This window comes from Streptomyces sp. NPDC085460 (genome assembly GCF_044541975.1).
In the GTDB taxonomy this organism is placed as follows: Bacteria; Actinomycetota; Actinomycetes; order Streptomycetales; family Streptomycetaceae; genus Streptomyces.
In genome coordinates, this window is record NZ_JBITTO010000004.1 from 1 (window position 1) to 25231 (window position 25231).

Below are 25231 nucleotides of genomic sequence, written 5' to 3' on the forward strand. Positions count from 1 at the left end.
GACGCCGGCTCCGACGCGGCGGGCATGAAGACCCGCGCGGTCCGCGACGGCGACTTCTGGGTCCTCAACGGCGTGAAGCGGTGGATCACCAACGCCGGCGTCTCCGAGTACTACACGGTCATGGCCGTCACCGACCCCGAGAAGCGGTCCAAGGGCATCAGCGCCTTCGTCGTGGAGAAGGGCGACGAGGGCGTGTCCTTCGGCGCGCCGGAGAAGAAGCTCGGCATCAAGGGCTCCCCGACCCGCGAGGTCTACCTCGACAACGTCCGCATCCCCGCGGACCGCATGATCGGCGACGAGGGCACCGGCTTCGCCACCGCGATGAAGACCCTCGACCACACCCGCATCACCATCGCCGCCCAGGCCCTCGGCATCGCCCAGGGCGCCCTCGACTACGCCAAGGGCTACGTCAAGGAGCGCAAGCAGTTCGGCAAGCCGATCGCCGACTTCCAGGGCGTGCAGTTCATGCTCGCCGACATGGCCATGAAGCTGGAGGCCGCCCGCCAGCTCACCTACGCCGCCGCCGCCAAGTCCGAGCGCGTCGACGGCGACCTGACCTTCTTCGGCGCCGCCGCCAAGTGCTTCGCCTCCGACGTCGCCATGGAGGTCACCACCGACGCCGTCCAGCTCCTCGGCGGCTACGGCTACACCCGCGACTACCCCGTCGAGCGCATGATGCGCGACGCCAAGATCACCCAGATCTACGAGGGCACCAACCAGGTCCAGCGCATCGTCATGGCCCGCAACCTCCCGTAACCGTCCGCTCGTTGAAAGGAGCCAGGCCGTGACCCTGAGGATCGCTGTCTGTGTGAAGTACGTTCCCGACGCCACCGGTGACCGCGGTTTCGCGGACGACCTGACCGTCGATCGCGACGAGGTCGACGGCCTGCTGTCGGAGCTCGACGAGTACGCGGTCGAGCAGGCCCTGCGGATCTCCGAGCAGGCCGACGACGCCGAGGTCACCGTCGTCACCGTCGGTCCGGACGACGCCAGGGACGCCCTGCGCAAGGCGCTGTCGATGGGCGCCGACAAGGCCGTCCACGTCAACGACGAGTCCATCCACGGCTCCGACGTCATCGCCACCTCCGCGATCCTCGCCAAGGCTCTGGAGAAGACCGGCTTCGACCTGGTCGTCTGCGGCATGGCCTCCACCGACGGCACCATGGGCGTGCTGCCCGCGCTCCTCGCCGAGCGGCTGAACCTGCCCCAGGCGACGCTGCTGTCCGAGGTCTCGGTGGACGGCGGGCTCGTGAAGGGCCGCCGGGACGGCGACGCCGCCACCGAGCTCGTGGAGGCCCCGCTGCCGGCCGTCGTCTCGGTCACCGACCAGTCCGGCGAGGCCCGTTACCCCTCCTTCAAGGGGATCATGGCCGCCAAGAAGAAGCCGGTCGAGGAGCTGGAGCTCGACGACCTGGAGATCGACGAGGACGAGGTCGGCCTGGCCGGCTCCTGGACCCTGGTCGAGTCGGCGGACGCCCGCCCGGCGCGCACCCAGGGCACGATCGTCACGAACGAGGGCGGTGACGGCGGTAAGCAGCTGGCCGCCTACCTCGCCTCCCAGAAGTTCATCTGACCGTCCGTCACCCCACCTCAGGAGCAAGGAATCATGGCTGAGATCCTGGTTCTCGTGGACCACGCCGACGGTGCGGTCCGCAAGCCGGCCCTCGAACTGCTCACCCTGGCCCGCCGGCTCGGCGAGCCGACCGCGGTCGTCCTCGGCGCCGGCGAGGCCGCCGCCTCCGTCGCCGCCACCGCCGCCGAGTACGGCGCGGCCACCGTCTGCGTGGCGGACGGCGCCGAGTTCGCCGAGCAGCTCGTCGTCCCCAAGGTCGACGCGCTCACCCAGATCGCCAAGGAGAAGGAGGTGGCCGCCGTCCTGGTGACCTCCTCCGGCGAAGGCAAGGAGATCGCGGCCCGGGTCGCGCTCCGCCTCGGCTCCGGTCTCATCACCGACGCCGTCGAGCTGGAGGCGGGCGCCGAGGGCCCGGTCGCCACGCAGTCGGTCTTCGCCGCCTCGTACCAGGTGAAGTCCCGCGTCTCGCACGGCGTTCCGGTCATCACCGTCAAGCCGAACTCCGCCGCCCCGGAGGCCGCGCCGGCGGCGGGCACGGTCGAGAACGTGACGGTCGCCTTCACCGGCAACGCGGCGAAGGTCGTCTCCCGCACCGCGCGCGTCTCCACCGGCCGCCCGGAGCTGACCGAGTCCGCCATCGTCGTCTCCGGCGGCCGCGGCGTCGGCGCCGCCGAGGGCTTCGAGGTCGTCGAGAAGCTCGCCGACTCGCTCGGCGCGGCCGTCGGCGCCTCCCGCGCCGCCGTCGACGCCGGCTGGTACCCGCACGCCAACCAGGTCGGCCAGACCGGCAAGCAGGTCTCGCCGCAGCTGTACGTGGCCGCGGGCATCTCCGGCGCGATCCAGCACCGGGCCGGCATGCAGACGTCGAAGACGATCGTCGCGGTCAACAAGGACCCCGAGGCCCCGATCTTCGACCTGGTCGACTACGGCGTGGTCGGCGACCTCTTCGAGGTGCTGCCGCAGCTCACCGAGGAGATCGGCGCCCGCTGACGCGGCGGACGCCCGGACACGACCTAGGGGGTGGCACTCTGTGCCACCCCCTTCTCGGCTGCCCTCCCAGGGCTCAGATCCAGCCGTCCAGCGGGACCTCCTCGCAGAGCCGGACGACCGGCCTGCGTCCGGTCTCGGCGGCGCTCGCGAGCCTGACCCTGACCCCCGGGCGCACGGCGTGCGGCGGCCCGTCGACCCGGCAGCGGACGACGAAGCCCTCGGCCATGTGCACCGGCCAGAGGTCCGCTTCGGCGGCGGTGTGGGCCCGGCGGACGGTGATCACGCCCTCTCCCTCGCTGAGTTGGGGGGAGAGATCGGTCGACCCGCAGGTCGGGCAGAGCAGGCGCTGGAAGGTGGTGGTGTGGCACCAGGCGCAGCGCTGGAAGTAGAGATCGGTGCCCTCGGCCGATTCCTCGGTCCGGACGGCGCCGGGGTTCCTCAGTCCCGTGTGGAACACGATGCCTTCTCCTCGCACTCGGCGGCTCGACCGTGCATGGAGCCCAAGATATGGCACTCAGTGCCAGCAAAGAAAGACCTCAGTTCCCTCAATTTGAGATACTGCGGCCCCTCATCCCTCGCCGAGGCTCGACTCGACCTCGCGCACCACGCGCCACATCGGGGTGGACCGCTTGGTGATGACGACCACCACGTCGTCGTCGCCCTCGGCGGCGGTGTCGCCGGCGGCGCCACCGGGCGCGTCCGGGCTCCAGGTGGCGCGGACGAACTCCAGGGCGCGGTCGACCTCCTCCAGCGGGTCTCCCTCGCCGCCCGAGCGCAGCCAGTGCCGCAGGGCGTGGTTGTGGGCGGCGACGACGGCCGCGGCGGCCACGTTGGCGCGCAGGGTGCCGTCCCTGCGGTCGGCCCAGCGGGCCCGCAGGTGGTCGCCGAGCGTCTTCTCGTACCGCCAGACGACGGAGAGCTCGTACGTGCGCAGCCCGGCGACCTCGCGCGTGAGCCGGTAGCGCTGGACGGAGAAGGTGGGGTTCTCCGCGTACATCCGCAGGACCAGGCGGGCCGCGTCGCAGACCCGGGCCATGGGGTCGTCGGTGTCGGCGCTGGCGGCGAGGAAGCGGGTCATGTCGTCGAGGCACTGGTCGTGGTCGGGGAAGACCACGTCCTCCTTCGACGGGAAGTAGCGGAAGAAGGAGCGCCGTCCGACGCCCGCGAGCGTGACGATGTCGTCGACGGTGGTCTGCTCGTAGCCCCGCTCCAGGAAGAGCTGGAAGGCCGCGGCGATGAGGGAGTCCCGCATCGCGGGCTTCGGGGTGGTCCGGGGGTTCGTCGCCGCTGCTGCCATGGCACGAACCTAACACCGGTGACGCCTTCGTGCGGCACTCGGTGCCGGATTATTCCGGCACCGAGTGCTCTCACCGGGCGCGCGCACGCTCAGCGGGGGGTCCGCGGGGTCAGCGCGCGGCCATCCGCAGCGCGCCGTCCATCCGGATCGTCTCGCCGTTGAGGTAGTCGTGCTCGGCGATCATCGTGATCAGGCGGGCGTACTCCTCCGGCTGGGCGAGGCGCTGCGGGAAGGTCACGCTCGCGGCGAGCCCGGCCCGGATCTCCTCGCTGAAGCCCGCCATCATCGGGGTGTCGACGATGCCGGGGGCGACGGTGACGACCCGGATGCCGAACTGGGCGAGGTCGCGGGCGGCGGTGATGGTCATGCCGGCCACGCCCGCCTTGGAGGCGGCGTAGGCGATCTGTCCGACCTGCCCCTCGAAGGCGGCGATCGAGGCCGTGTTGACCACGAGACCGCGCTGGCCGTGCGCGTCGGGCTCGTGCCGGGCGATGGCCTCGGCGGCGAGCCGCATCACGTTGAACGTACCGATCAGATTGACGTTCACGACCGTACGGAACAGATCGAGGTCGTGCGGGCCCTTGCGGCCCAGGACGCGGGCCGAGGGGGCGATGCCCGCGCAGTTCACGGCGAGCCGCAGCTCGGCGCCGTCGGCGTCGGTCTCCGCGAGCGCGGCGCGGACCTGGTCCTCGTCCGTCACGTCGGCGGCGATCAGCCGCACGCCCTCGGGCAGCGGCCCGGCGGCGGCGACGGCCTTCTCCAGGTCCAGCCCGTAGACCGTGGCGCCGCGGGCGGCGAGCGCGGCGGCGGTGGCGGCGCCGAGCCCGGAAGCGGCACCGGTGACGAGAGCGGCGGAGCCGGCGATGTCCATGGAACTCCTCGTTCGTGTCGTGCGGGTGACCCTGCCGGCGGGTTGGCCGCCGGGCCGGGGGCGCGTCCCCGCGGGGGATCGCGCGGTCCGCGCGATCTGCGCCGCTCACCATAGAACCCGCGACGGGCCGGTGGCGGGACGGGGGTCATCCGATCGGCGGACCCCCGGGTCCACCGATCCGCGCGCGGCCCGCAGCCGGTGCGCCGACCGCCCGGGGCCGGGACCGGCCGGAGGATGGGGCGTCAGTCGATCTTCGACCCCCCGACCCTGGAGCGACAGCCCTATGAAGCACGTGAAGAAGGCCCACCGGACCCGTCTGGCGACCGCCGGGGCGGTCGTCGCCCTCGGCCTGGCGGGCGCCGGGGCCTACTCCGCGAGCGCCGGCGGCGAGCAGGCCGACGCCCCGGTGGCCGCCACCGGGGCCGCGACCGCGCACACGGCCTCCGCCGACCGTCTGACGATCGCCGCGGCGACGAAGGCGGCCAGGGCGGCGCTCGACGCGGCCGAGGCGGAGAACCAGCGCGTCACCGTCGCCGTCGTCGACCGCGACGGCAACACGCTCGTCACCCTGCGCGGCGACGGGGCGGGCCCGCAGTCCCCCGAGTCGGCGGAGCGGAAGGCGTACACGGCCGTCGCGTGGAACGCCCCGACCTCGGTCCTCGCCGGGCGCCTGGCCCAGGCCCCGCACCTGAAGGACATCCCCGGCACCCTGTTCCTCGGCGGCGGCGCCCCGGTCACCGCCTCGGGCGCCCCGGTCGCGGGCATCGGCGTGGCGGGCGCGCCCTCGGGCGACCTCGACGAGAAGTTCGCGCGCGCGGGCGTGGCGGCGCTGGAGAAGTAGCCCCGGCGGGCGGGCCGCCCCGGGGAAGCGGCCCCGGGCGGGGGCGGACCGGCCCGGAGAACGCCGAACCCCGGTCCGCCTGAAACGGGGGAACACAGGCGAACCGGGGTGGCTGTCCCGAGCATACGCCTCAACTGGTTCAACACGAAATCACCACGGGATCCCCCGATACCTCCGCGCCCCCGTCCCGGACGACCGGTCCAGGTCTGGCCCGAGCCCGCGCCCTCTGGGAGGATCACCCCTCCAGGCACGCGAACTCGGGGGCCCCGTGGAGGAGTTACGACCGGACGACCCGGTCTCGATCGGCCCGTACCGCCTGTCGGCCCGGCTCGGCGAGGGCGGGATGGGGCAGGTCTTCCTGGGCTCGTCCCGCAGCGGCCGGCGGCTCGCGGTGAAGGTGATCCGGCCGGAGATAGCCGCCGACCCCGGCTTCCGGGAGCGGTTCCGCCGGGAGGTCGCCGCCGCGAGGACGGTGGGCGGATTCTGGACCGCGCCGATCGTCGACGCCGACCCCGAGGGCCCGGTGCCGTGGGTGGCGAGCGACTACCTCGACGCGCCCGACCTGGAGGCGCTCGTACGGGACCGGGGGCCGCTCCCCGAGCCGGAGCTGCGCTCCCTGGCCGCCGGCCTCGCGGAGGCCCTGGACGCGGTCCACCGGGCCGGGCTCGTCCACCGCGACCTGAAGCCGTCGAACATCCTGGTCACCGGCACGGGCCCGCGGCTGATCGACTTCGGCATCTCGAAGGCGGTGGAGGGCGGCACGGCCCTCACCGGGACCGGTCTGGTCGTGGGCACCCCCGGCTTCATGAGCCCGGAGCAGGCGTCGGGGGCCCCGGTGGGCCCGCCGAGCGACGTCTTCGCGCTGGGCTCGGTCCTGGCCTTCGCCGCCACCGGCCGGGCGCCGTTCGGCGAGGGCTCCGCGCCCGCCCTGCTCTACCGGGTCGTCCACGACCGGCCGGAGCTCGACGGGGTGCCCCCGGCGCTCCGGGAGCTGGTCGCCGCCTGCCTGGAGAAGGCGCCCGCCCGTCGCCCGTCCCCCTCGCTGGTCCTGGACCTGCTGGGCCACAGCGACCGCGCGGGCGGCGCGGGGCCCACGACGCCTCCCCCGCCGCCCGCTACGGCTCTCTCGCAGCCCGCGACGGCTCCCCCGCGGCCCGCCCGGACCGATGCGGTCCCGGCCCCCGGCCCCGCCGGGGCGGTCACGCGCGTCACCGCCGGGGTGGCGGAGAAGCCGGGCGCGCGTTCGGAGAGCGGGGGCTGTCTCCTGTTCCTCGGCATCTTCGGCCTGCCGCTCTCGGCCCTCGCCCTCGTCTACTCCGTCACGGCCACGGGCGTCATCGCGGCGGTCGCCGTGCTCGCCCTCGTGCTCGGCGTCCTGCTCCTGAGAGGCCAGCCGGCCATCCGGAGCACCGTTCTGCTGACCGCCGACCACCTCCACGGCGAGATCCGTGACAAGCACTGGTCCTCGCCGTGGACGGACGTCTCCCGCGTCACCGTCCGGCAGGCCCGGCCGGCGGACCGGCACGGCCGTCTGTGGCAGCTGGACGCCCTCCTCCGGGAGGGCGCGCCCGTGCCGAAGCGCTTCAAGGGCGAGGGCGACCGCGGGGCCGCCCTCCAGCTCCATTTCGACGCCTCTGAGGACCCCCGCCCGGCCCTCGGCCGCCTCGACGCCGGTCTGCGCCGGCACGCGGGAGACCGCTACGCCCCGGACCCCGGCCTCACCGCGTACCTCGACCGTCCCCCGCCCGTCACTTCTCCGGACGCGCCAGCCCCCGGCTGATGACCAGCCGCTGGATCTGGTTCGTGCCCTCGAAGATCTGCATGATCTTCGCCTCGCGCATGTAGCGCTCGACGGGGAAGTCGCGGGTGTAGCCGTAGCCGCCGAGGACCTGGACGGCGTCCGTGGTGACCTTCATGGCCGTGTCCGTGGCGATGAGCTTGGCCGCGCTGGCCTGGCGGCTGAAGGGGCGGCCGAGGTCGCGGCGGCGGGCCGCGTCCAGGTAGGTGGCGCGGGCCGCGTCGACGGCGGCGGCCATGTCGGCGAGGAGGAAGCCGAGGCCCTGGTGGTCGACGATCCGGCGGCCGAAGGTGGTGCGCTCGTTGGCGTAGTCGACCGCCGCGTTCAGGGCGGCCTGGGCGAGGCCGGTGGCGCAGGCGGCGATGCCGAGGCGGCCGTTGTCGAGCGCGCTGAAGGCGATCTGGAGGCCCTGGCCCTCCGCGCCGATGAGCCGGTCCTCCTCGATGAGGGCGCCGTCCCAGTAGGCGGAGGTGGTGGGGACCGCCTGGAGGCCCATCTTGCGCTCCGGGGCGCCGAAGGAGAGGCCGTCGGTCTCGCCGGGGGCGAGGAAGCAGGAGACGCCGTGGCCGCCGGGGGCGGTGCGGGCGAAGAGGGCGTAGAAGCCGGCCTTGCCGCCGTGGGTGATCCACGCCTTGGTGCCGGTGATCCGGTAGCCGCTTCCGTCCTCCTGGCGCTCCGCCTTGCAGGCGAGGGCGGCGGCGTCCGAGCCGGCCTGCGGCTCGGAGAGGCTGTAGCCGCCGACGAGCCGGCCCTCCAGCATCGACGGGAGCCAGCGCTCCTTCTGCGCCTCGGTGCCGAAGGCGTACAGCGGGTGGCAGGCGAGGGTGTGGACGCTGGTGGCGACCGCGACGGCCGCCCAGCGGGCGGCGAGCTCCTCCAGGACCTGGAGGTAGACCTCGTACGGCTGGCCGCCGCCGCCGTACTCCTCGGGGTAGGCGAGGCCGAGCAGGCCGGCCCGGCCGAGCGTGGTGAAGAGACCCTCGGGATAGGTCTCGGCGGCCTCGTGTGCGTCCACCCGCGGGGAGAGCTCGTTGTCGGCGATCTCGCGGGTGAGGGCGATGAGGTCCGCCGCCTCGGGGGTGGGAAGCAGGCGGTCGACATCCATGGCGACTCCATCGGCGCGCAAAGTGGTACTCGGACAGGTACTCCAGTACCGCTAAAAATAGCGCACTCCGGAGCGGACGTAACCCCTCCGCGCGGGCGGCCCGGCATACTGTCCGGGTGATCGAGACCTCCTCCGCCGACGCCCCGAAGCTCACGGGCCGGGGAGCGGCGCGCCGTTCCGCCCTCTTCGAGGACCTGGTCGCCCTGCTCGTCGGCGAGGGCTTCGCCCGGCTGACCCTGGACGACCTCGCCGCGCGGCTGCACTGCTCCAAGCGCACCCTGTACGGCCTGGCCGACAGCAAGGAGCAGCTGGTCCGGGCGGCCGTCGTGCACTTCTTCCGGCGGGCCACCACCCGCGTCGAGGCGGTCCTCGCCGCCGCGAGCGGGCCCGCCGAGCGGCTCTCCGCCTATCTGCGGGCCGTCTCCGCCGAGCTGGCGCCGGTCTCCCCGCAGTTCTTCGACGACGTGGCCGCCTTCGAGCCGGCCGCCGAGGTGTACGAGCGGAACACCCGGGCCGCCGCCGGACGGGTGAAGGAGATCATCGAGGAGGGCGTCAGCGCGGGCGTCTTCCGGGAGGTCCACGTGGCCTTCGCCGCCGACGTCATCGCCTCGGTGATGGTCCGCATCCAGCGGCGGCAGGTGGCCTCGGCCACCGGGCTCGCCGACGCCGAGGCGTACGACCAGCTGGCCGAGCTGCTGCTCAGCGGGCTGCGCCGGGCCTGAGGCGGCCCCGGACATGACCCACCTCCGCCCGTTGGACCACTACCGCGAGGGGCCCCAGTGACCAGACCGAACGGCCGGACCGTGCGGGACCTGCGGCGCGAGAACCGCACCGCGGTCCTCCGGCGGCTCTACTTCGACGGCCCCATGAGCCGCTTCTCGCTCGGCCCCGCCACCGGCCTCAGCTCCGGCTCCATCAGCAACGTGGTCGCGGAGCTGGTCGCCGAGGGCCTGGTCGAGGAGGCCGGCAGCGTCGACTCGGCCGGCGGCCGCCCCCGGATCCTGCTGCGCGTCGCCCCCGCCAGCGGGCGCATGATCGGCGTGGACGTGGGCGAGACCCGGATCAGGATCGAGCTCTTCGACCTCACCCTCACCGAGCTCGCCCGCACCGAGCGCCCGCTGGCCCCCGCCGCGGAGGGCGCCGAGCGGTACGAGGTCGGGGTCGTCGTCGACCACATCCGCGAGGGCATCGCCGAGGTGCTGCGCACGGCGGACGTCCCCGCCGGGGCGCTGCTCGGCGTGGGCGTCGGCGTCCCCGGCATCGTCGAGCATCCCGACAACGGCGGCGGCGCCGTGGTCCACGGGCAGACCGTCGGCTGGGACGCGGTGCCGCTGGAGCGGCTGCTCCGCGAGGCGGTCGAACTGCCGGCGGAGGTCCCGTACCGGATCGACAACGGCGCCAAGACGCTCGGCCAGGCCGAGATGTGGTTCGGCGCGGGCCGGGGCGCGACGAGCGCGGTCGTGGTCCTCTTCGGCTCCGGCGTCGGCGCCTGCGTCACCACCGACCCGCCCGCGCCCGGCCGGGCGCTCGAATGGGGCCATCTGAAGGTGCGGGTCAGGGGACGCCGGTGCCGCTGCGGCGCCCTGGGCTGCCTGGAGGCGTACGCCGGTGCCGGGGCGCTGCTGGAGCGGTGGCGGGAGGCGGGAGGCGAGCCTCCGGCGGGCGCCGGCGAGGAGGCCGCGCTCGCGGCGATGGCGGCCGCCGCGTACCCCTCCGACGGCGGCGATCCCGACCCCGCGGCCGTCGCGGTCCTGGCGGAGACCGCCGAGTACCTGGGCGCCGGTTTCGCCGATCTGATCAACCTCTTCCAGCCGGAGCGGATCCTCGTCGGCGGCTGGGCCGGCCTCCTCCTCGGCACCCGCTTCCTGGCGGAGGTCGAGACCCACGCGCGCGCGTACGCCCTGGCGTACCCCGCCGCCCGCGTCACCATCGGCCTCGGCACCCTGGGCCCGGACGCGGTCACGGTCGGCGCGGCGATCCTCCCCCTGGCCGACTTCTTCGCCCGCGGCGGGCGCCGCGAGGAGCCGGGCCCCGTCGAGGAGGCCCCCGCCTGGACCGAGGCCGTCCGGGACCGCACCGCGCACTGAACCCGTAATCGGCCCCGCTCCGGCTGAGTACGGCTACTCACGCGGACCGCCCCGCTCCCCGCCTACCGTCGCCTCAGGAGACACGACGGGGGTGGACGTCATGGCACGGTCACGGCGGGGCACGGCGCGCGGAGGGGCGGGGGTGCTCGCCCTGGTCCTGGCCCTGCTCGGTGCCACCGGCTGCGGGGCCCTCACCTCCGGCGACGACCGGAAGCGCGCGGAGGAGATCGCGGAGCGGGTCGCGCCGGGGGAGCTGGAGGTGGTCGACGTCCGGAACCTCTTCCCGCAGGACGGCGGCGCCGAGGTGAGCTTCCGGATGAAGGACGACCCCGACGCCTGGGTACGGCTGCGGGTGGACGCCTCGAAGGACGACTGCGCGGGCCGCCCGTGCGAGGACCGGCTGGAGGGCGCGCTCGCACAGGCGCGGCGGGACGCCGGGGACTTCCGGCTGATGCGGCGGGAGTTCGCGGCGTGCGGGTACGAGGTGCACGGCCTGTCCGCCGACGGCACCGGCCCGTGGATCGCCGCACGCGTGGAGGCGGAGACCGTACGCCCCCTGGTGGCGTCGGTCGGTGACTGTCTGGAGCGGTGGCCCCGGGCCCGGGGCGGCGCGGCTCCCGCGTACCTCTCCGTGAAGGTGGCCCCGCCGGAGCGCGTCGCCGGCCTCCCCGGGGACGCGGGGCACCCCACCCTGATGCGGCTGAGCTCCGGCCGGCGGCTCGCCGCGCTGGGCGACGGCACGTACCACCGGATCGGGTTCCGGTCGGCGGACGGCCGGATCGCCCTCGACTCGGGCGAGGTGGACCTCGTCATGCCCTTCGACGAGCGGGAGCGGTTCGGCGCGGCGGTCCGGGACGCGGCCCGGACGTGGCTCCGCGAGGAGGCCGCGCCCCGGCTGCCGGAGGCGGCGGTCTCCGAGTACACCGGCGTGTGGAAGCTGCTGCCCGGCCGTGTCGACCGGGTCGGCGGCTGGGTCCTGTACTGCGAGCGCCCCGAGGGCGAGCGCCCGGTCTGCCTCGGCCGGCACGCCCTGGCGGTCACCGCGTCCCTCGACGGCGGGCTGGTCGGCGAGCCCCGGGTGTTCCGCGGCGTCCGGGACGGCGACGGCCCCCTCGGCCTGCCGGACGAGGGGGACGGGGCGCCGTCGTACGCCTGGCCGCGGGGCTGAGCCTCAGGCCACGGAGCCTATGCGGCCCGCGAGCGGGGTGTCCGGGCCGTCGTGGTGGATGGGGGTGTGGGCGCCGGTGAGGGAGGCGCCGCTGCCGCCGCGCCGGTTGGCGACGATCTCCGCGCCGATCGACAGGGCCGTCTCCTCGGGGGTGCGGGCGCCGAGGTCGAGGCCGATCGGCGAGCGCAGCCGGGCGAGTTCGAGCTCGGTGACGCCGACCTCGCGGAGGCGCTCGTTGCGGTCCTCGTGGGTGCGGCGGGAGCCCATCGCGCCGACGTAGGCGACGGGAAGCTTGAGGGCGGCCTGGAGGAGGGGGACGTCGAACTTGGCGTCGTGCGTGAGGACGCAGAGCACGGTCCGGGCGTCGACCTCGGTCGACTCCAGGTAGCGGTGGGGCCACTCGACGACGATCTCGTCCGCCTCGGGGAAGCGGAGCCTCGTCGCGAAGACGGGGCGGGCGTCGCAGACGGTGACGTGGTAGCCGAGGAACTTGCCGACCCGGACGAGGGCCGAGGCGAAGTCGATGGCACCGAAGACGATCATGCGGGGGGCGGGGACGGAGGACTCCACGAGCAGCGACAGCGGCTGTCCGCAGCGGCTGCCGTCCTCACCGATCTCCACCGTGCCGGTGCGGCCGGCGTCCAGCAGGGCGCGGGCCTCGGCGGCGGCGGTGCGGTCCAGCTCGGGGTGGCCGCCGAGCTTCCCCTCGTACGAGCCGTCCGGGTGGACGAGGAGCGCCTGGCCGAGCAGCTCCTCGGGGCCGGAGACGATCCGGGCGAGGGCCGCCGCCTCCCCCGAGACGGCGGCGGCCAGGGCGGCGGGGAAGACCCCGCCGCGGACCGGGGTGACGAGGATGTCGATGATGCCGCCGCAGGTCAGGCCGACCGCGAAGGCGTCCTCGTCGCTGTACCCGAAGCGTTCGACGACGGTCCTGCCGTCGTCGAGCGCGGTCTGGCACAGCTCGTACACCGCGCCCTCCACGCACCCGCCGGAGACCGAGCCGATCGCCGTGCCCTCGCTGTCGACGGCGAGAGCGGCGCCGGGCTGCCGGGGCGCGCTGCCGCCGACGGCCACCACGGTGGCCACGGCGAAGTCGCGTCCCTGCTCGACCCACCGGTGCAGCTCTTCGGCGATGTCCAGCATGTCGGTCTCCTTGGCGGTGTGAGAGGAGGGCGGTCGGGCGTCAGCTGACGCCCAGCCATCCCTCGATCGGGTGAAGGGCGAAGAACACGATGAAGATCGCGGTCAGGCACCACATGAACGCGCCGACCTCGCGGGCCTTGCCCTGCGCCACCTTGATGACGGAGTAGGCGATGACGCCGGCCGCGACACCCGGGGTGATGCTGTAGGTGAAGGGCATCAGGACGACGGTCAGGAAGACCGGGATGGCGACGGAGCTGTCGCCCCAGTTCACGTGCTTGGCGTTCATCATCATCATCGCGCCGATGACGACCAGGGCGGCGGAGCCGACCTCGCGGGGCACGATCTGGGTGATCGGGGTGAAGAAGAGGCAGGCCGCGAAGAAGAGGCCGGTGATCACCGAGGAGAAGCCGGTGCGGGCACCCTCGCCGACGCCGGTGGCGGACTCCACGAAGACCGTCTGGCCGGAGGCGCCGGAGACGCCGCCGATCGCGCCGCCCGCGCCGTCGATGAAGAGGGCCTTGGACAGGCCGGGCATGCGGCCCTTGTCGTCGGCCAGGTTGGCCTCGGTGCCGACGCCGATGATGGTGGCCATGGCGTCGAAGAAGCCGGCGAGGACCAGGGTGAAGACGATCACGCCGACGGTGATGTAGCCGACGTCGCCCCAGCCGCCGAAGGAGACGTCGCCGAAGAGCGAGAAGTCCGGGGCGGAGACCGCGCTGCCCTTGAGCTCAGGGGAGCCGTTGGCCCAGGAGCCGGGCCCCTTGGCGGGGATGTCGGCGACGGCGTTGACGATCAGCGAGATGATCGTGCCGCCGACGATGCCGATGAGGATCGCGCCGGGGATCTTGCGGGCCTGGAGGGCGAAGATCGCGAGCAGGGTGACCGCGAAGATCAGGACGGGCCAGCCGACCAGTTCACCGCCGGAGCCCATGGTGACGGGCGGGCCGAACTGCGGGCCGGCGCCGACGAAGCCGGCCTTGTTGAAGCCGATCAGCGCGATGAAGAGGCCGATGCCGATGGTGATGCCGTGCTTGAGCGGCAGCGGGATCGCGTTCATGATCATCTCGCGGAGGCCGGTGACGACCAGGAGACAGATCACGAGACCGTAGACCACGCACATGCCCATGGCCTGTGCCCAGGTCATCTGCGGCACCACCTGGGTGGCGAGCACACCGGAGACGCTGAGGCCGGCCGCGAGGACGAGCGGCACCTTGCCGACGAAGCCCATCAGCAGGGTGGTCACCGCCGCCGCGAGGGCGGTCGCGGTGATGACGGCCGAGGAGGCGAGGACGTTCTTGTCGACGTCCGGGCCTCCGAGGAGGATCGGGTTGAGCAGGAGGATGTACGCCATCGCCATGAAGGTGGTGACGCCACCGCGGATCTCCGTGCTGACGGAGGATCCTCTCTCCGAGATGTGAAAGTACCGGTCGAGCCAAGAACGTCCGGCGGGGTTGCGCGAGCCGGAGCCCGCGTCTTCCGCGGCGGTCTTGGGCTCCACAGACGACTGGGTCATGGGGCCTACTCCCAAGGTTCAAAGGGGCACCCGCATCAGACTTCGGAAGCTCTGACGGTGAAGCTGCGGGATTTGGGATCTTGCGTGGCTGCACGACCCGGGGGACGGCCCGAGACGAACGGGGTGGTGCGGTACTGCGGGTCCTTCGGGTGCTGCTGGTACTGCGGGTGCTGCTGGTACTTCGGGTACTGCCGGGGGTGACGACTCCGGGCGGTGCGGGCGGGGAAGGTGTGACGTTCCTGGGAGGCACACACCGCCCGGAGGGTTCTACAGGGTGCCGGTGAGCGCCTCGGGGCGGACCGGCGTCTTGTTGAGCTCCAGACCGGTCGCCGCCCGGATCGCCGCGAGGACGGCCGGGGTGGACGACAGGGTCGGGGCCTCGCCGATGCCCCGGACGCCGTACGGCGCGTTGGGGTCGGCCAGTTCGAGGTAGTCGACCGGGATGGTCGGCGTGTCGAGGATGGTGGGGATCAGGTAGTCCGTGAAGGAGGGGTTGCGCACCTTCGCGGTCTTCGGGTCGACGATGATCTCCTCCATCACCGCGACGCCCAGGCCCTGGGTGGTGCCACCCTGGATCTGGCCGATCACGGAGAGCGGGTTGACCGCCTTGCCGACGTCCTGGGCGCAGGCCAGCTCGATCACCTTCACGAGGCCGAGCTCGGTGTCCACCTCCACCACCGCGCGGTGCGCGGCGAAGGCGTACTGGACGTGGCCGTCGCCCTGGCCGGTGACGAGGTCGAACGCCTGGGTCGGACGGTGCCGCCACTGCTCCTCGATCTCGACGACCTGGTCCTCCAGGACGTCCGCGATCGTGGCGAGGGCCTCGCCGCCGTCGGTGACGACCTTGCCGCCCTCCAGGAGGAGTTCGGCGTTGGCCCACGCCGGGTGGTACGAGCCGAACTTGCGCCGGCCGATCTCCAGCACCTTCTCGCGGACGAGCTCGCAGGAGTTCTTGATGGCGCCGCCGGTCATGTACGTCTGGCGGCCCGCGGAGGTCGAACCGGCCGAGCCCACCTGCGTGTCCGCGGGGTGGATGGTGACCTGCTGGACACCGAGCTCGGTACGGGCGATCTGCGCGTGGATCGTGACGCCGCCCTGGCCCACCTCGGCCGCGGCCGTGTGGACCGTCGCGACGGCCTCGCCGTTGATGACCTCGATGCGGATCTTCGCGGTCGAGTAGTCGTCGAAGCCCTCGGAGAAGCCGACGTTCTTGATGCCGACGGCGTAGCCGACGCCGCGGACGACGCCCTCGCCGTGCGAGGTGTTGGAGAGGCCGCCCGGCAGCGCGCGGACGTCCGCGCCCTCGCCGGCGGTCTCCCACTGGCGCTCCGGCGGCAGCGGGCGGGCCTTGACCCGGCGCAGCAGCTCGGCGACCGGGGCCGGCGAGTCCACGACCTGGCCGGTCGGCATGAGCGTGCCCTGCTCCATGGCGTTGAGCTGGCGCAGCTCGACCGGGTCCATGCCCAGCTTCGCCGCGAGCTTGTCCATCTGCGCCTCGTAGGCGAAGCACGCCTGGACCGCGCCGAAGCCGCGCATGGCGCCGCAGGGCGGGTTGTTGGTGTAGAGGCCGATCGCCTCGATCTCCACGTCGTCGATGACGTACGGGCCGACCGAGAGGGAGGAGGCGTTGCCGACGACCGAGACCGTCGAGGAGGCGTACGCGCCGCCGTCCAGGACGATCTTGCACTTCATGTGCGTGATCTTGCCGTCCTTGGTGGCGCCGTGCTCGTAGTAGAGCTTCGCCGGGTGCCGGTGGACGTGCCCGAAGAAGGACTCGTACCGGTTGTAGACCATCTTGACGGGCTTGCCGGTGCGCAGTGCGAGCAGCGAGGCGAGGATCTGCATCGAGATGTCCTCGCGGCCGCCGAAGGCGCCGCCGATGCCGGACATGGTCATCCGGACCTTGTCCTCGGGCAGGCCGAGGCAGGGGGCGATCTGCTCGCGGTCCGCGTGCAGCCACTGGGTGGCGACGTAGAGGTCGACGCCGCCGTCCTCGGACGGCACGGCGAGGCCGGACTCCGGGCCGAGGAACGCCTGGTCCTGCATGCCGAAGGTGTACTCGCCGGTGACGATCACGTCGGCGCGCTTGGCGGCCTCGGCGGCGTTGCCGCGGATGATCGGCTGGCGGTGCACGATGTTGGGGTGCGGGACGTGGTGGGCGTGGTGGTCGTCGCGGTTCTCGTGGACCAGGATCGCGTCGGGGGCGGTGGCCGATGCCTCGTCCGTGATGACCGGGAGCTCCCGGTACTCGACCTTGATCTTGGCGGCGGCGCGGCGGGCGGTCTCCGGGTGGTCGGCGGCCACGAGGGCCACCGGCTCGCCGTGGTGCCGGACCTTGCCGTAGGCGAGGACCGGGGTGTCCCGGAACTCCAGGCCGTAGTTCTTGGCGGCCGGCAGGTCCTCGTGGGTCAGGACGGCGTAGACGCCGTCCATCGTGAGGGCCTCGGAGGTGTCGATGGACACGATCTCGGCGTGCGCGACGGTGGAGCGCAGGACCTGGCCCCACAGCATGTCCTCGTGCCACATGTCCGAGGAGTAGGCGAACTCGCCGGTCACCTTGAGGGTGCCGTCGGGGCGGAGCGTGGACGCGCCGACGCCGCCCTGGGTGTGGTTCTGGGTGACGTCGGTGGGCGTGCCCACCGGTGCGGTACGGGTGTTCTGAGCCATCGTCAGACCGCCTCTCCCTGACGCTCCTGGCGCGCGGCCGCGAGGCGGACGGCGTCGAGGATCTTCTCGTAACCGGTGCAGCGGCAGAGGTTGCCGGAGAGCGCCTCGCGGATGTCCGCGTCCGTCGGGGACGGGTTGCGCTCCAGCATCTCGTCGGCCGCGACGAGCAGACCGGGGGTGCAGAAGCCGCACTGGACCGCGCCGGCGTCGATGAACGCCTGCTGGATCGGGGAGAGTTCGATGCCCTCGCCGGTCTGCGAGTCCTGAGCGGGCTTCGCCTCCCACTTCTTGGCCGCGTCGACCGAGGTGCCGCAGGCGCCGGAGGCACAACCACCGTGCTCCTCGCGCTGCTTGGCGAAGTCCGCGAGGCCCTCGACCGTGACGACGTCGCGGCCCTCGACCTGGCCGGCGGCGACCAGACAGGAGCAGACCGGCACGCCGTCGAGACGGACCGTGCAGGAGCCGCACTCGCCCTGCTCGCAGGCGTTCTTGGAGCCGGGCAGGCCCAGGCGCTCACGCAGAACGTAGAGGAGCGACTCGCCCTCCCAGACGTCGTCGGCTTCCTGCGGACGACCGTTGACCGTGAAATTCACGCGCATGGTTATGCAGCTCCCTCAAGCGTGCGGCCGGCGCCGCGGTACTGCTCCCACGTCCAGCCGAGCTGGCGGCGAGCCATGATGCCGACGGCGTGGCGCCGGTACTTGGCGGTGCCGCGGACGTCGTCGATCGGGTTGGCGGCGGCCGAGCAGAGGTCGGCGAACTGCTTCGCGATCGCGGGGGTGATGATCTTCCCGTTGTCCCAGAAGCCGCCCTCCTCCAGAGCCGCGTTCAGGAACACCTCGGCGTCCTTGGCGCGGATCGGGGTCGGCGCGGCCGAGCCGATGCCGGTGCGCACGGTCCGGGTCTCCGGGTGGAGCGCCAGGCCGAAGGCGCAGACGGCGATGACCATCGCGTTGCGGGTGCCGACCTTGGAGTACTGCTGGGGGCCGTCCGCCTTCTTGATGTGGACGGTCTTGATGAGCTCGTCGGGCTGGAGCGCGTTGCGCTTCACGCCGGTGTAGAACTCGTCGATCGGGATCAGGCGGCTGCCTCGTACCGACTCGACCTCGACCTCGGCGCCTGCGGCGAGGAGGGCGGGGTGGGCGTCACCGGCCGGGGAGGCGGTGCCGAGGTTGCCGCCGACGCCGCCCCGGTTGCGGATCTGGGGGGAGGCGACCGTGTGGGACGCGAGCGCCAGGCCGGGCAGCTCGGTCCGCAGGTTCTCCATGATCTGCGTGTACGGAACGGAAGCGCCGAGTCGGACGTTCTCCTCGCCGACCTCCCACTCGCGCAGCAGCTCGATGCGGTTCAGGTCCAGCAGGTACTCGGGGCGCCGGTGGTCGAAGTTGATCTCGACCATGACGTCGGTACCGCCGGCGATGGGCACGGCCGTGGGGTGCTCTGCCTTGGCGGCGAGCGCCTCCTCCCAGCTGGCGGGGCGAAGGAAGTCCATGGTGGCTCTCTTCTAGTGATTCTGGTGATCGGGGGTCGGACGTCTGGGCCCTGGGGGACGTTCGGCCCTCGACTTCGGTGTTCATGTCCTGTTCACGCGGTGTGTGGCCTAGTACACAAGCCAGCCGGGCCCGTGTGCAGTAACCGAAAACATGAAGGAGTTGGCCGGTGCCCCGGCACGTCTTGTAGATTCGAACGAAAGACGGGGAACGGTTACCTCGCCGTTTCCCCCTGGAAACGGCGGCACCACCTGATCGACCCCACCCGACGAATACGCGACAACCCCACCACCCACTCGAAGGAACGGCGGCGACACGATGCGGCTGCGCGCACTGCTGGAGAACGACGCGCTCGGGCTGCGCCTGCTGGGCGGCGAGGACGAGCTGGACCGCTCGGTCCGTGGCGTGATGACCACGGACCTCAAGGACCCCAGCCGGTACCTCTCCGGCGGCGAGCTGGTCCTCACCGGGCTGGCCTGGCTGCGGGACCCGGCCGACGCCGAGCCCTTCGTCCGGATCCTCAGCCAGGCCGGGGTCGCCGGGCTCGCGGCCGGCGAGGCCGAGCTGGGAGACATCCCCGACGATCTCGTAGAGGCGTGTTCTCGCCATCGGCTGCCGCTGTTCGCGGTGAACGAATCCGTTGCGTTCGCGACGATCACCGAGCATGTCGTTCGACAGGTCTCGGGTGAGCGGGCGGGCGACCTGGCCGCTGTCGTGGACCGCCACAGGCGTCTGATGACCTCCGGTCCCACCGGTGGCGGCCCGGAGGCCGTCCTCGATCTGCTCGGCTCCGACCTGGACCTGCGCGCCTGGGTCCTCTCCCCCACCGGGCGGCAGATCGCGGGCGCCGGCGAGCCCCTGGACCCGGCCCTGGCGGCCGGCCTCGCGGGCGAGCACCTGGCGGCCACCCGGACCGGCCGGCGCGGCCCGCACCGGCTGACCGCGCAGGGCACCTCGTTCTCGCTCTTCCCGATCCGGAACACCGGACGGGCCGCGGGCCCCGCGTCCCGGGACGTCCGCGAGACCGTCCTGTCCGACTGGCTGCTCGCCGTCGAGGCGGACGCCGGGGACTGGCCGGCCGCCCGGCTCGACCTGCTCCAGGGCGTCACCCAGCTGATCTCCGTCGAGCGCGACCGGCGCGACGCGGCCCGCACGGTCCGCCGCAGGCTCGCCCAGGAGGTCCTGGAGCTGGTCCAGACGGGCGCCGCGCCCGCCGAGATCGCGGCCCGCCTGCGGGTCGCCGCCCCGGTGCTGCTGCCCGGTCTCGGCGCCGCCCCGCACTGGCAGGTCGTCGTCGCCCGCGTCGAGTGGGACCAGGAGGGCGGGCAGCCCCCGGTGGAGGCCGGTCCCGTCACCCAGGCGCTCCTGGAGGAGATCCTGGTCGACCCCGCGACCGTCGGCCCCGAGTCCGCCGACCGCATCGCCGTCGCCCACACCGGCGACGAGGCCATCGCCCTGGTGCCGCTGGCGGCCGGCCCGCTGCCGGAGAGCGAGGACGACGGCCCGTCGCCCGCCCTGGGCCTGCACGCCGACGCCCTGCTCGCGGCGGTACGCGCCCCGCTCTCGGCCGGCCTCGCCGACGACGGGCGGCTCACGCTGGGCGTCAGCGCCGCCGTGCACTCGGCGGAGGGCCTGCGCGGCGCCCTGGAGGAGGCCCGGCACGCCCGCCGGGTGGCCGCCGCCCGCCCGGGCCGGGTCTGCGCGGCCGGCCACCACGAGCTGGCCTCGCACGTCCTGCTGCTGCCCTTCGTCCCGGACGACGTGCGGCGCGCCTTCACGGCCCGGCTGCTCGACCCGCTGCGGGACTACGACCGGCGCCACCGGGCGGAGCTGATCCCGACCCTGGAGGCGTTCCTGGACTGCGACGGCTCCTGGACGCGCTGCGCGACGCGGCTGCACCTGCACGTGAACACGCTGCGTTACCGGGTCGGCCGGATCGAGCAGCTGACGGGCCGCGACCTGTCCCGCCTGGAGGACAAGCTCGACTTCTTCCTGGCCCTGCGGATGAGCTGAAGGACCGCCCCCGCCGGACGCGGAATTCACTCCTTCGGTTGAGTCCGGAGGAGTGACGGCGGACCCCCTGGCCCGCCCCTCCGGCGGGGCCCGCTCCACCACCGCCCTCCCTGATCACCCCCGTGATCACGGGCCTCAGCGCCCCCTGACGCCCCGTCGGACCCGGTCCCGGCGGGGCGTCACGCGCGTCCCACGGCTTTGTGAAATTTTTCACCCGACCCCTTGGCCGGGTACGTCCGTTCGTGCTGAGATGCCGTCCTACTCAACAGCTCGACGGCGCGCTCGGGGAGGGCAATGTGGCGGACACCGCCATGTCTGGTTCCGAATCAGGGGGCGGCGGAAGTCCGTCCCCCGCCTACGGCAAGGAGACTCCGGTGGAGACCGCCATATGGCGGCTCCGCTCCCGCGGCTGCTGGGCCGACGCGGCGGCGCTGCTCGCCCCCCGGGCCCACGAACCGGCCGCCGCGCTCGAACGGGCCGCGCTGCTGATCGAGCGCTGCCTCTACACCGAACAGGGCTGGGCCGAGGCCGAGGAGGCGCTGCGCGCCGCCGAGGCGGTCGCGAGCAGCGACGAGGAACGCGGGGCGGCGGCCTGCGAGCGCGGCTATCTCGCCTACGCCTCCACGCTGTTGGGGGTCAGGGACCGCGCCGACGAGGCCCGGATGGCGCTGGGCCGCGCGGCGGCGCTGATCGCCCCCTCCGAGGCGGGCCGGCCGCTCCTGGACTACCGGCGCGGCCTGATCGCCCAGAACCTGGGCGACTCCCCGCAGGCGGCCCGGGCCGCGTACCGCCGCGCGCACGCCGGCGCCACCGCGCAGGGCGACTCGCTGCTGCTCTCCTCCACCTGGCGCCACCTCGCCGGGCTCGCGCTGCGCGAGGGCGAGCTGGCGGAGGCCCGGCACGGCTTCGCCGAATCGCTGCGGATCCGGGAGGAGTTGGGCTACCTGGTGGGGACGGCTCCGGCGCTCACCGCGCTGGCCGACACGGAGACGGAGCCGGAGGCGGGCCGGCTGCGCGCCGAGGCCCGCCGCCTCTTCCGCCTCCTCGGCGGCGTACCGACGTGGCTGGCGGGTCAGTTGACGCCCCGGACGGCCATGTGACCCCGGCCGCGCCTCATGTGACGCCTCGTCATATGTGGTGCGGCTCCAGGCAGATGAGGCTCTCGTCGGTTCCGACGAGGAGCGCCCCGGTGGCCGTGACCGCGACGGCGCGGACCGCCGGGCCCGGCCGGAAGGCGCGGCGCCCGCCGCCCTCGGCGGGGATCAGCTCGACCCGCCCGTCGGCCCAGGCCGCCGCGACCAGCGGGCCGCCGGGGGCCGGGGCCGCGTGCAGCGCGACGACCGGCGCCCGGCGCTCCGCGAGCGGTTCGGGGACCGGCGGGCGCCCCGGCGTCCAGAGCCGTACGGTGCCGTCGGCGCCGCCCGAGCAGACGAACGGCGTCTCGGACTCGACGGCGGTCACGGCGGTGACCCGGCCGCTGTGCGCGGCGGCCTGGTGGAGGCCGTTGACGCCGAAGGCGTGGACCGAGCCGAGCCGGTCGCCCACCACCACGGAGCCCGCGATGGCCGCGAGTGCCGTGCCGGGGTGCCGGGAGAGGGTGGTGGAGACGGCCTCGGTGAGGCGCTCCAGATAGGGCGGGCGGGGCGCGGTGCCCCGTACGACGTGCAGCCGGCCCCGCTCGTCGAGCAGCAGCACCGTCCCGTCGGCGGTGGGCGCGAGGGCGGTGATCCGTCCGGCGGCCCGGTGGGCGAGCCGGCCCTCGCCGGTGGCGTCCGCCTCCCGCAGGAGCCGGACCGTGCCCGTACGGTCGCCGACGAGCACCACCCCGGCCGAGGGACCGCCGGCGGTCGCGCCGAGCACGGCGACCGGGCCGGGCCACGGCGGGGAGACGTCGCCCCGGTGCCGGGCCCACCGCACCCGCCACGGCGCGGGCCCCGCCCGCTCGGCGAGGGCCGGCCGCAGCCGGGGGTCGGCGCCGTCGCCGAGCGCGGTGAGCAGGACCAGGGCCCGGTCGGCGGGGCCGTCCGCCGCGCACAGCGCCTGCCCGGCCCGCAGCCAGGCGTCGCGCAGCCCGCCGTGGTCGTCGGCGGAGGCGGTGGCGTAGCCGGTGGTGACGAGGAGCGGATCGGCGGCGCAGACCGCGGCGGGATCGGAGAGGTCGGGGAGCGGCGGGGCCGGGGGCACCGGCTCCGGGCCCGCGTCCCCTTCGAGGTCGACGACGGTGGTACGGGCGGCCCGGGGCGGCCGGGTGCCGGTGCGGGCCTCCACGACCAGCCGGATCCGTCCGACCTCGGCGAGTCCCGCGAGCAGGTCGGCGACGGCGTCCGGTTCGGCGGCGGCGTGCAGATCGGTGAGGAGCAGCACGGTCCGCCCGGTGCGGCGGGCCTCGCTGGTGGCGAGCGCGTGACCGAGGTCGGCCGGCGTCCTGGCGACGACGCCCAGCCGGTCGGCGAGCGTCCAGGCCACGCCGAGGGCGCTCTGCCCGGCGAGCGGGACGAGGATCCGGTCGGTGCGGGCCCGGCCGCGTCCGGCCCGGGTCTCGTGGGCGGCGAGCCAGCCGAGGAGGGCGGTCTTGCCGCTGCCCGGGGCGCCCGTGACCAGGCACAGGCGGGGCGCGTCGGGGTCGGTGAGCCAGCCGAGCAGTGCGGCGGCCCCGGGGTGCGTACCGGTCGGGGAGGGTCGGCGTCCGTCCGCCGGGGACGGGGTCGCGGACGGCATGGGGCAACCTCACGGGCGGCGCGGTACGGGCGGCTGTCGCCCACGACCTTAGTGGGCGCGGAGCCCGGGGGGACCGGTCCCGTCACGGGAGCGGTCCCCCCGGGGGTGGGGTCACTTCTTCGGGTCGTGGCCCGCCGCGATGGTCCTGATCCGGTCGGCCTGCATCGTCGCCGCCTGCTGCACGTTCTCGGCGGAGACCCGGCTGCCGGCGACGTAGGAGACCACGGAGCCGACGCGCATGTAGACGTTGGTGCCCTCGGGGTCGGCGTAGGTGATCGCCTCGGTGGTGTCGGCGCCGCTGTCGAAGGTCACCGGCTTCACGGAGCGCTTCTTCTTGACGTCTTCCTTCTTCCAGCCGGCCGTCATCTTCTCGACGTGGGCGGTGGCCTGCTCCTGCGAGCCGAAGACGAAGAGCATGAAGTCGACCCGCTCCTCGGGCGAGGAGCCGCGGACCACGGTCTCCTTCAGTCCGGTGATCGTCACGCCCGTGCAGGGCGCGTCCGTCCGGTGGGTGCAGAACTCGACCGCCTCGGCCCCCTGGGCCGTGGTCGGCTCGCTGCTCGTGAACACGTCACCGACGTCGGTGTCGCGCGGCAGCGCGCGGGCCAGTCCGGTCGCGTCGAGCGAGATGTTCTCGCCCTCGCCCGTGGCCTCGTCGAGGGCGTCGAGGGCGTCGCCCGCGCAGCCCGTCAGTCCGATCAGCAGTGCCGCCGCGACGGCAGTGGCGCGTAAACCCGTCCGCATCCGAAGTCCCCCTGTGACTCGGTGGATTGACATGATCAACCCAGCCTAGCGGAGGCTCACGTCCATCCGTTCGCGCCCGTGAAGTGCTCGCGCACCAGCGCCTCGACGACCGGGAGGTCCTGCGCGGCGAGGGCGTCGAGGAGGGCGCTGTGCTCGGCGGCGTCGGCGACGAGGTCGGCGTGGCGCGGGACCGGGGCGCTCAGGAGGGGCCACTGGGAGCGGCGGTGCAGGTCGTCGGCGATGGCCAGGAGCTGTTCGTTGCCCGCGAGGGCGAGGACCGCGCGGTGGAAGGCGCGGTCGGTCTCCGCGTAGTGGGCGCGGTCGCCTCGGGCGGCGGCGGCGCCGGTGGCCTCGGCGAGCGGGCGGAGGCCGGCCCAGCGGGCGGCCGGGACGGTGCGGGCCAGCCGGAGCATGACGGGGACCTCGATCAGCGCCCGCACCTCGGCCAGCTCGGCCAGCTCGCGGGGGGTGCGGACGACGACGCGGAAGCCCCGGTTGGGGACGACCTCGACGGCGCCCTCGACGGCGAGGCGCTGCATGGCCTCGCGGACGGGGGTGGCGGAGACGCCGAAGCGCTCGCCGAGGGCGGGGGCGGAGTAGACCTCGCCGGGGCACAGCTCGCCGGAGACGAGGGCGGTGCGCAGGGCGTCGAGGATCTGTCCGCGGACGGAGTGCCTGCGCACGGCGCGCGGGCCGTCGCCGGGGAGGGGGAGGGGCCCCTCGCCGTGGGTGTGCTCGCCCCGGGCCTGCTCGGGCACGCGCGCACCCGCCGGCCCGGCTCCGTACCCGGTCCCCCGCCCGGCCCCGTACCCGCCGACCCCCGCTCCGTACCCGGCGCCCGGCCCCGCCCCGTACCCGCCGTCCGCCCCGTACCCGCCGTCCGCCCCGTACCCGCCGTCCGCCGCGTACGCGTCGCCGCGCCCTTCGCCCGGCCCGGCTCCAGGGGCGTCGCGGGCCGCCTCACACTCGTATGTGTCGTACGGGTCGTCCCGCCGGCCGTTCACGGGGTCGCCGAATCGCACGGACGGTCCCTCCGTCGCCCGCTCGCGCGCTGCGCCCTGCTCCACCCGGGTCCTCCTGCGGCCTCGTGCCGGGCCCGGCTCGCGATACCGGGGTCCCCTGTGCACCATAGGCGAAATGACCGTTCCGTGGGATCGCGCCCACGAGGCGCGGGACGGGGAGCGGGCGGCCGGTGGTGAGACGCGATGTCGTT

The 25231-nt window shown here is 74.0% G+C and carries 22 protein-coding genes; 10 read left to right on the forward strand and 12 right to left on the reverse strand.

What is annotated here, in order from left to right; genetic code table 11:
• From ACIGHB_RS11120 to ACIGHB_RS11130, 3 genes are all read left to right on the forward strand, one after another.
• Nucleotides 1-756: acyl-CoA dehydrogenase family protein (locus tag ACIGHB_RS11120; RefSeq protein ID WP_399911667.1), on the forward strand; the 756-nt coding region annotated here is incomplete at its 5' end.
• 28 nt (nucleotides 757-784) lie between these two features.
• Nucleotides 785-1573 carry an electron transfer flavoprotein subunit beta/FixA family protein gene (locus tag ACIGHB_RS11125; protein ID WP_399911669.1) on the forward strand — a complete coding sequence of 263 codons (789 nt, stop codon included), beginning with the start codon at nucleotides 785-787 and terminating at the stop codon, nucleotides 1571-1573.
• Between the two features lie 33 nt (nucleotides 1574-1606).
• Nucleotides 1607-2563, forward strand: coding sequence for an electron transfer flavoprotein subunit alpha/FixB family protein (locus ACIGHB_RS11130; RefSeq protein WP_399911671.1), 957 nt, complete (start codon nucleotides 1607-1609; stop codon nucleotides 2561-2563).
• Between the two features lie 73 nt (nucleotides 2564-2636).
• Here the strand turns inward: ACIGHB_RS11130 and ACIGHB_RS11135 are convergent, their stop codons facing one another.
• The 3 genes from ACIGHB_RS11135 to ACIGHB_RS11145 form a co-directional block, all read right to left on the reverse strand.
• Nucleotides 2637-3020, reverse strand: a complete 384-nt coding sequence (locus tag ACIGHB_RS11135; protein WP_360309141.1) for a hypothetical protein — start codon at nucleotides 3018-3020, stop codon at nucleotides 2637-2639.
• Nucleotides 3021-3131: 111 nt separating this feature from the next.
• Nucleotides 3132-3860, reverse strand: coding sequence for a TetR family transcriptional regulator (locus ACIGHB_RS11140; RefSeq protein WP_360309143.1), 729 nt, complete (start codon nucleotides 3858-3860; stop codon nucleotides 3132-3134).
• A 109-nt stretch (nucleotides 3861-3969) separates the two neighbouring features.
• The gene (locus ACIGHB_RS11145; protein WP_399911675.1) at nucleotides 3970-4731 is read right to left on the reverse strand and encodes an SDR family NAD(P)-dependent oxidoreductase; all 762 of its coding nucleotides are present in this window, start codon (nucleotides 4729-4731) and stop codon (nucleotides 3970-3972) included.
• A gap of 283 nt (nucleotides 4732-5014) precedes the next feature.
• On the opposite strand from ACIGHB_RS11145, the gene ACIGHB_RS11150 reads away from it, so the two are divergent.
• Nucleotides 5015-5572, forward strand: a complete 558-nt coding sequence (locus tag ACIGHB_RS11150; protein WP_399911678.1) for a heme-binding protein — start codon at nucleotides 5015-5017, stop codon at nucleotides 5570-5572.
• Between the two features lie 268 nt (nucleotides 5573-5840).
• A complete protein-coding gene (locus tag ACIGHB_RS11155; RefSeq protein ID WP_399911681.1) occupies nucleotides 5841-7352 on the forward strand; it encodes a serine/threonine-protein kinase in 1512 nt (503 codons plus the stop codon).
• Here ACIGHB_RS11155 and ACIGHB_RS11160 read toward each other — a convergent pair.
• Nucleotides 7321-8475: an acyl-CoA dehydrogenase family protein gene (locus tag ACIGHB_RS11160; RefSeq protein WP_399911683.1), complete on the reverse strand. Its 1155-nt coding sequence runs from the start codon at nucleotides 8473-8475 to the stop codon at nucleotides 7321-7323. The genes ACIGHB_RS11155 and ACIGHB_RS11160 overlap by 32 nt on opposite strands.
• Before the next feature lie 116 nt (nucleotides 8476-8591).
• On the opposite strand from ACIGHB_RS11160, the gene ACIGHB_RS11165 reads away from it, so the two are divergent.
• From ACIGHB_RS11165 to ACIGHB_RS11175, 3 genes are all read left to right on the forward strand, one after another.
• Complete coding sequence (locus ACIGHB_RS11165) at nucleotides 8592-9197, forward strand: TetR/AcrR family transcriptional regulator (RefSeq protein WP_360309153.1); 606 nt, start codon at nucleotides 8592-8594, stop codon at nucleotides 9195-9197.
• Between the two features lie 57 nt (nucleotides 9198-9254).
• A complete protein-coding gene (locus ACIGHB_RS11170) occupies nucleotides 9255-10562 on the forward strand; it encodes an ROK family transcriptional regulator (RefSeq protein WP_360309155.1) in 1308 nt (435 codons plus the stop codon).
• A 100-nt stretch (nucleotides 10563-10662) separates the two neighbouring features.
• Nucleotides 10663-11730 carry an SCO7460 family lipoprotein gene (locus ACIGHB_RS11175; protein ID WP_399911688.1) on the forward strand — a complete coding sequence of 356 codons (1068 nt, stop codon included), beginning with the start codon at nucleotides 10663-10665 and terminating at the stop codon, nucleotides 11728-11730.
• Nucleotides 11731-11733: 3 nt separating this feature from the next.
• Here the strand turns inward: ACIGHB_RS11175 and ACIGHB_RS11180 are convergent, their stop codons facing one another.
• The 5 genes from ACIGHB_RS11180 to ACIGHB_RS11200 all read right to left on the reverse strand — a co-directional run bounded on the left by ACIGHB_RS11180 (nucleotide 11734) and on the right by ACIGHB_RS11200 (nucleotide 18545).
• Nucleotides 11734-12873, reverse strand: a complete 1140-nt coding sequence (locus ACIGHB_RS11180; protein WP_360309159.1) for an XdhC/CoxI family protein — start codon at nucleotides 12871-12873, stop codon at nucleotides 11734-11736.
• Between the two features lie 40 nt (nucleotides 12874-12913).
• Nucleotides 12914-14386: an NCS2 family permease gene (locus ACIGHB_RS11185; protein WP_360309161.1), complete on the reverse strand. Its 1473-nt coding sequence runs from the start codon at nucleotides 14384-14386 to the stop codon at nucleotides 12914-12916.
• A gap of 267 nt (nucleotides 14387-14653) precedes the next feature.
• The gene (locus ACIGHB_RS11190; protein ID WP_360309163.1) at nucleotides 14654-17053 is read right to left on the reverse strand and encodes a molybdopterin cofactor-binding domain-containing protein; all 2400 of its coding nucleotides are present in this window, start codon (nucleotides 17051-17053) and stop codon (nucleotides 14654-14656) included.
• A 2-nt stretch (nucleotides 17054-17055) separates the two neighbouring features.
• Nucleotides 17056-17652 (reverse strand): (2Fe-2S)-binding protein, encoded by a 597-nt coding sequence (locus ACIGHB_RS11195; protein WP_360309165.1) that lies wholly within the window; start codon nucleotides 17650-17652, stop codon nucleotides 17056-17058.
• Between the two features lie 2 nt (nucleotides 17653-17654).
• Nucleotides 17655-18545, reverse strand: coding sequence for a xanthine dehydrogenase family protein subunit M (locus tag ACIGHB_RS11200; protein ID WP_360309167.1), 891 nt, complete (start codon nucleotides 18543-18545; stop codon nucleotides 17655-17657).
• 316 nt (nucleotides 18546-18861) lie between these two features.
• On the opposite strand from ACIGHB_RS11200, the gene ACIGHB_RS11205 reads away from it, so the two are divergent.
• Nucleotides 18862-20556 carry a PucR family transcriptional regulator gene (locus ACIGHB_RS11205; protein ID WP_399911692.1) on the forward strand — a complete coding sequence of 565 codons (1695 nt, stop codon included), beginning with the start codon at nucleotides 18862-18864 and terminating at the stop codon, nucleotides 20554-20556.
• A gap of 296 nt (nucleotides 20557-20852) precedes the next feature.
• The gene (locus ACIGHB_RS11210) at nucleotides 20853-21656 is read left to right on the forward strand and encodes a hypothetical protein (protein ID WP_399911694.1); all 804 of its coding nucleotides are present in this window, start codon (nucleotides 20853-20855) and stop codon (nucleotides 21654-21656) included.
• A 28-nt stretch (nucleotides 21657-21684) separates the two neighbouring features.
• On the opposite strand, the gene ACIGHB_RS11215 is transcribed toward ACIGHB_RS11210, so the two are convergent.
• The 3 genes from ACIGHB_RS11215 to ACIGHB_RS11225 all read right to left on the reverse strand — a co-directional run bounded on the left by ACIGHB_RS11215 (nucleotide 21685) and on the right by ACIGHB_RS11225 (nucleotide 24776).
• Entirely contained in the window at nucleotides 21685-23274 is a 1590-nt protein-coding gene (locus ACIGHB_RS11215; protein WP_360309173.1) for a hypothetical protein, read from the reverse strand.
• A gap of 111 nt (nucleotides 23275-23385) precedes the next feature.
• Nucleotides 23386-24018, reverse strand: coding sequence for a hypothetical protein (locus ACIGHB_RS11220; protein WP_360309175.1), 633 nt, complete (start codon nucleotides 24016-24018; stop codon nucleotides 23386-23388).
• A gap of 56 nt (nucleotides 24019-24074) precedes the next feature.
• Entirely contained in the window at nucleotides 24075-24776 is a 702-nt protein-coding gene (locus ACIGHB_RS11225) for a GntR family transcriptional regulator (RefSeq protein WP_399912728.1), read from the reverse strand.
• Nucleotides 24777-25231: the final 455 nt, after the last annotated feature.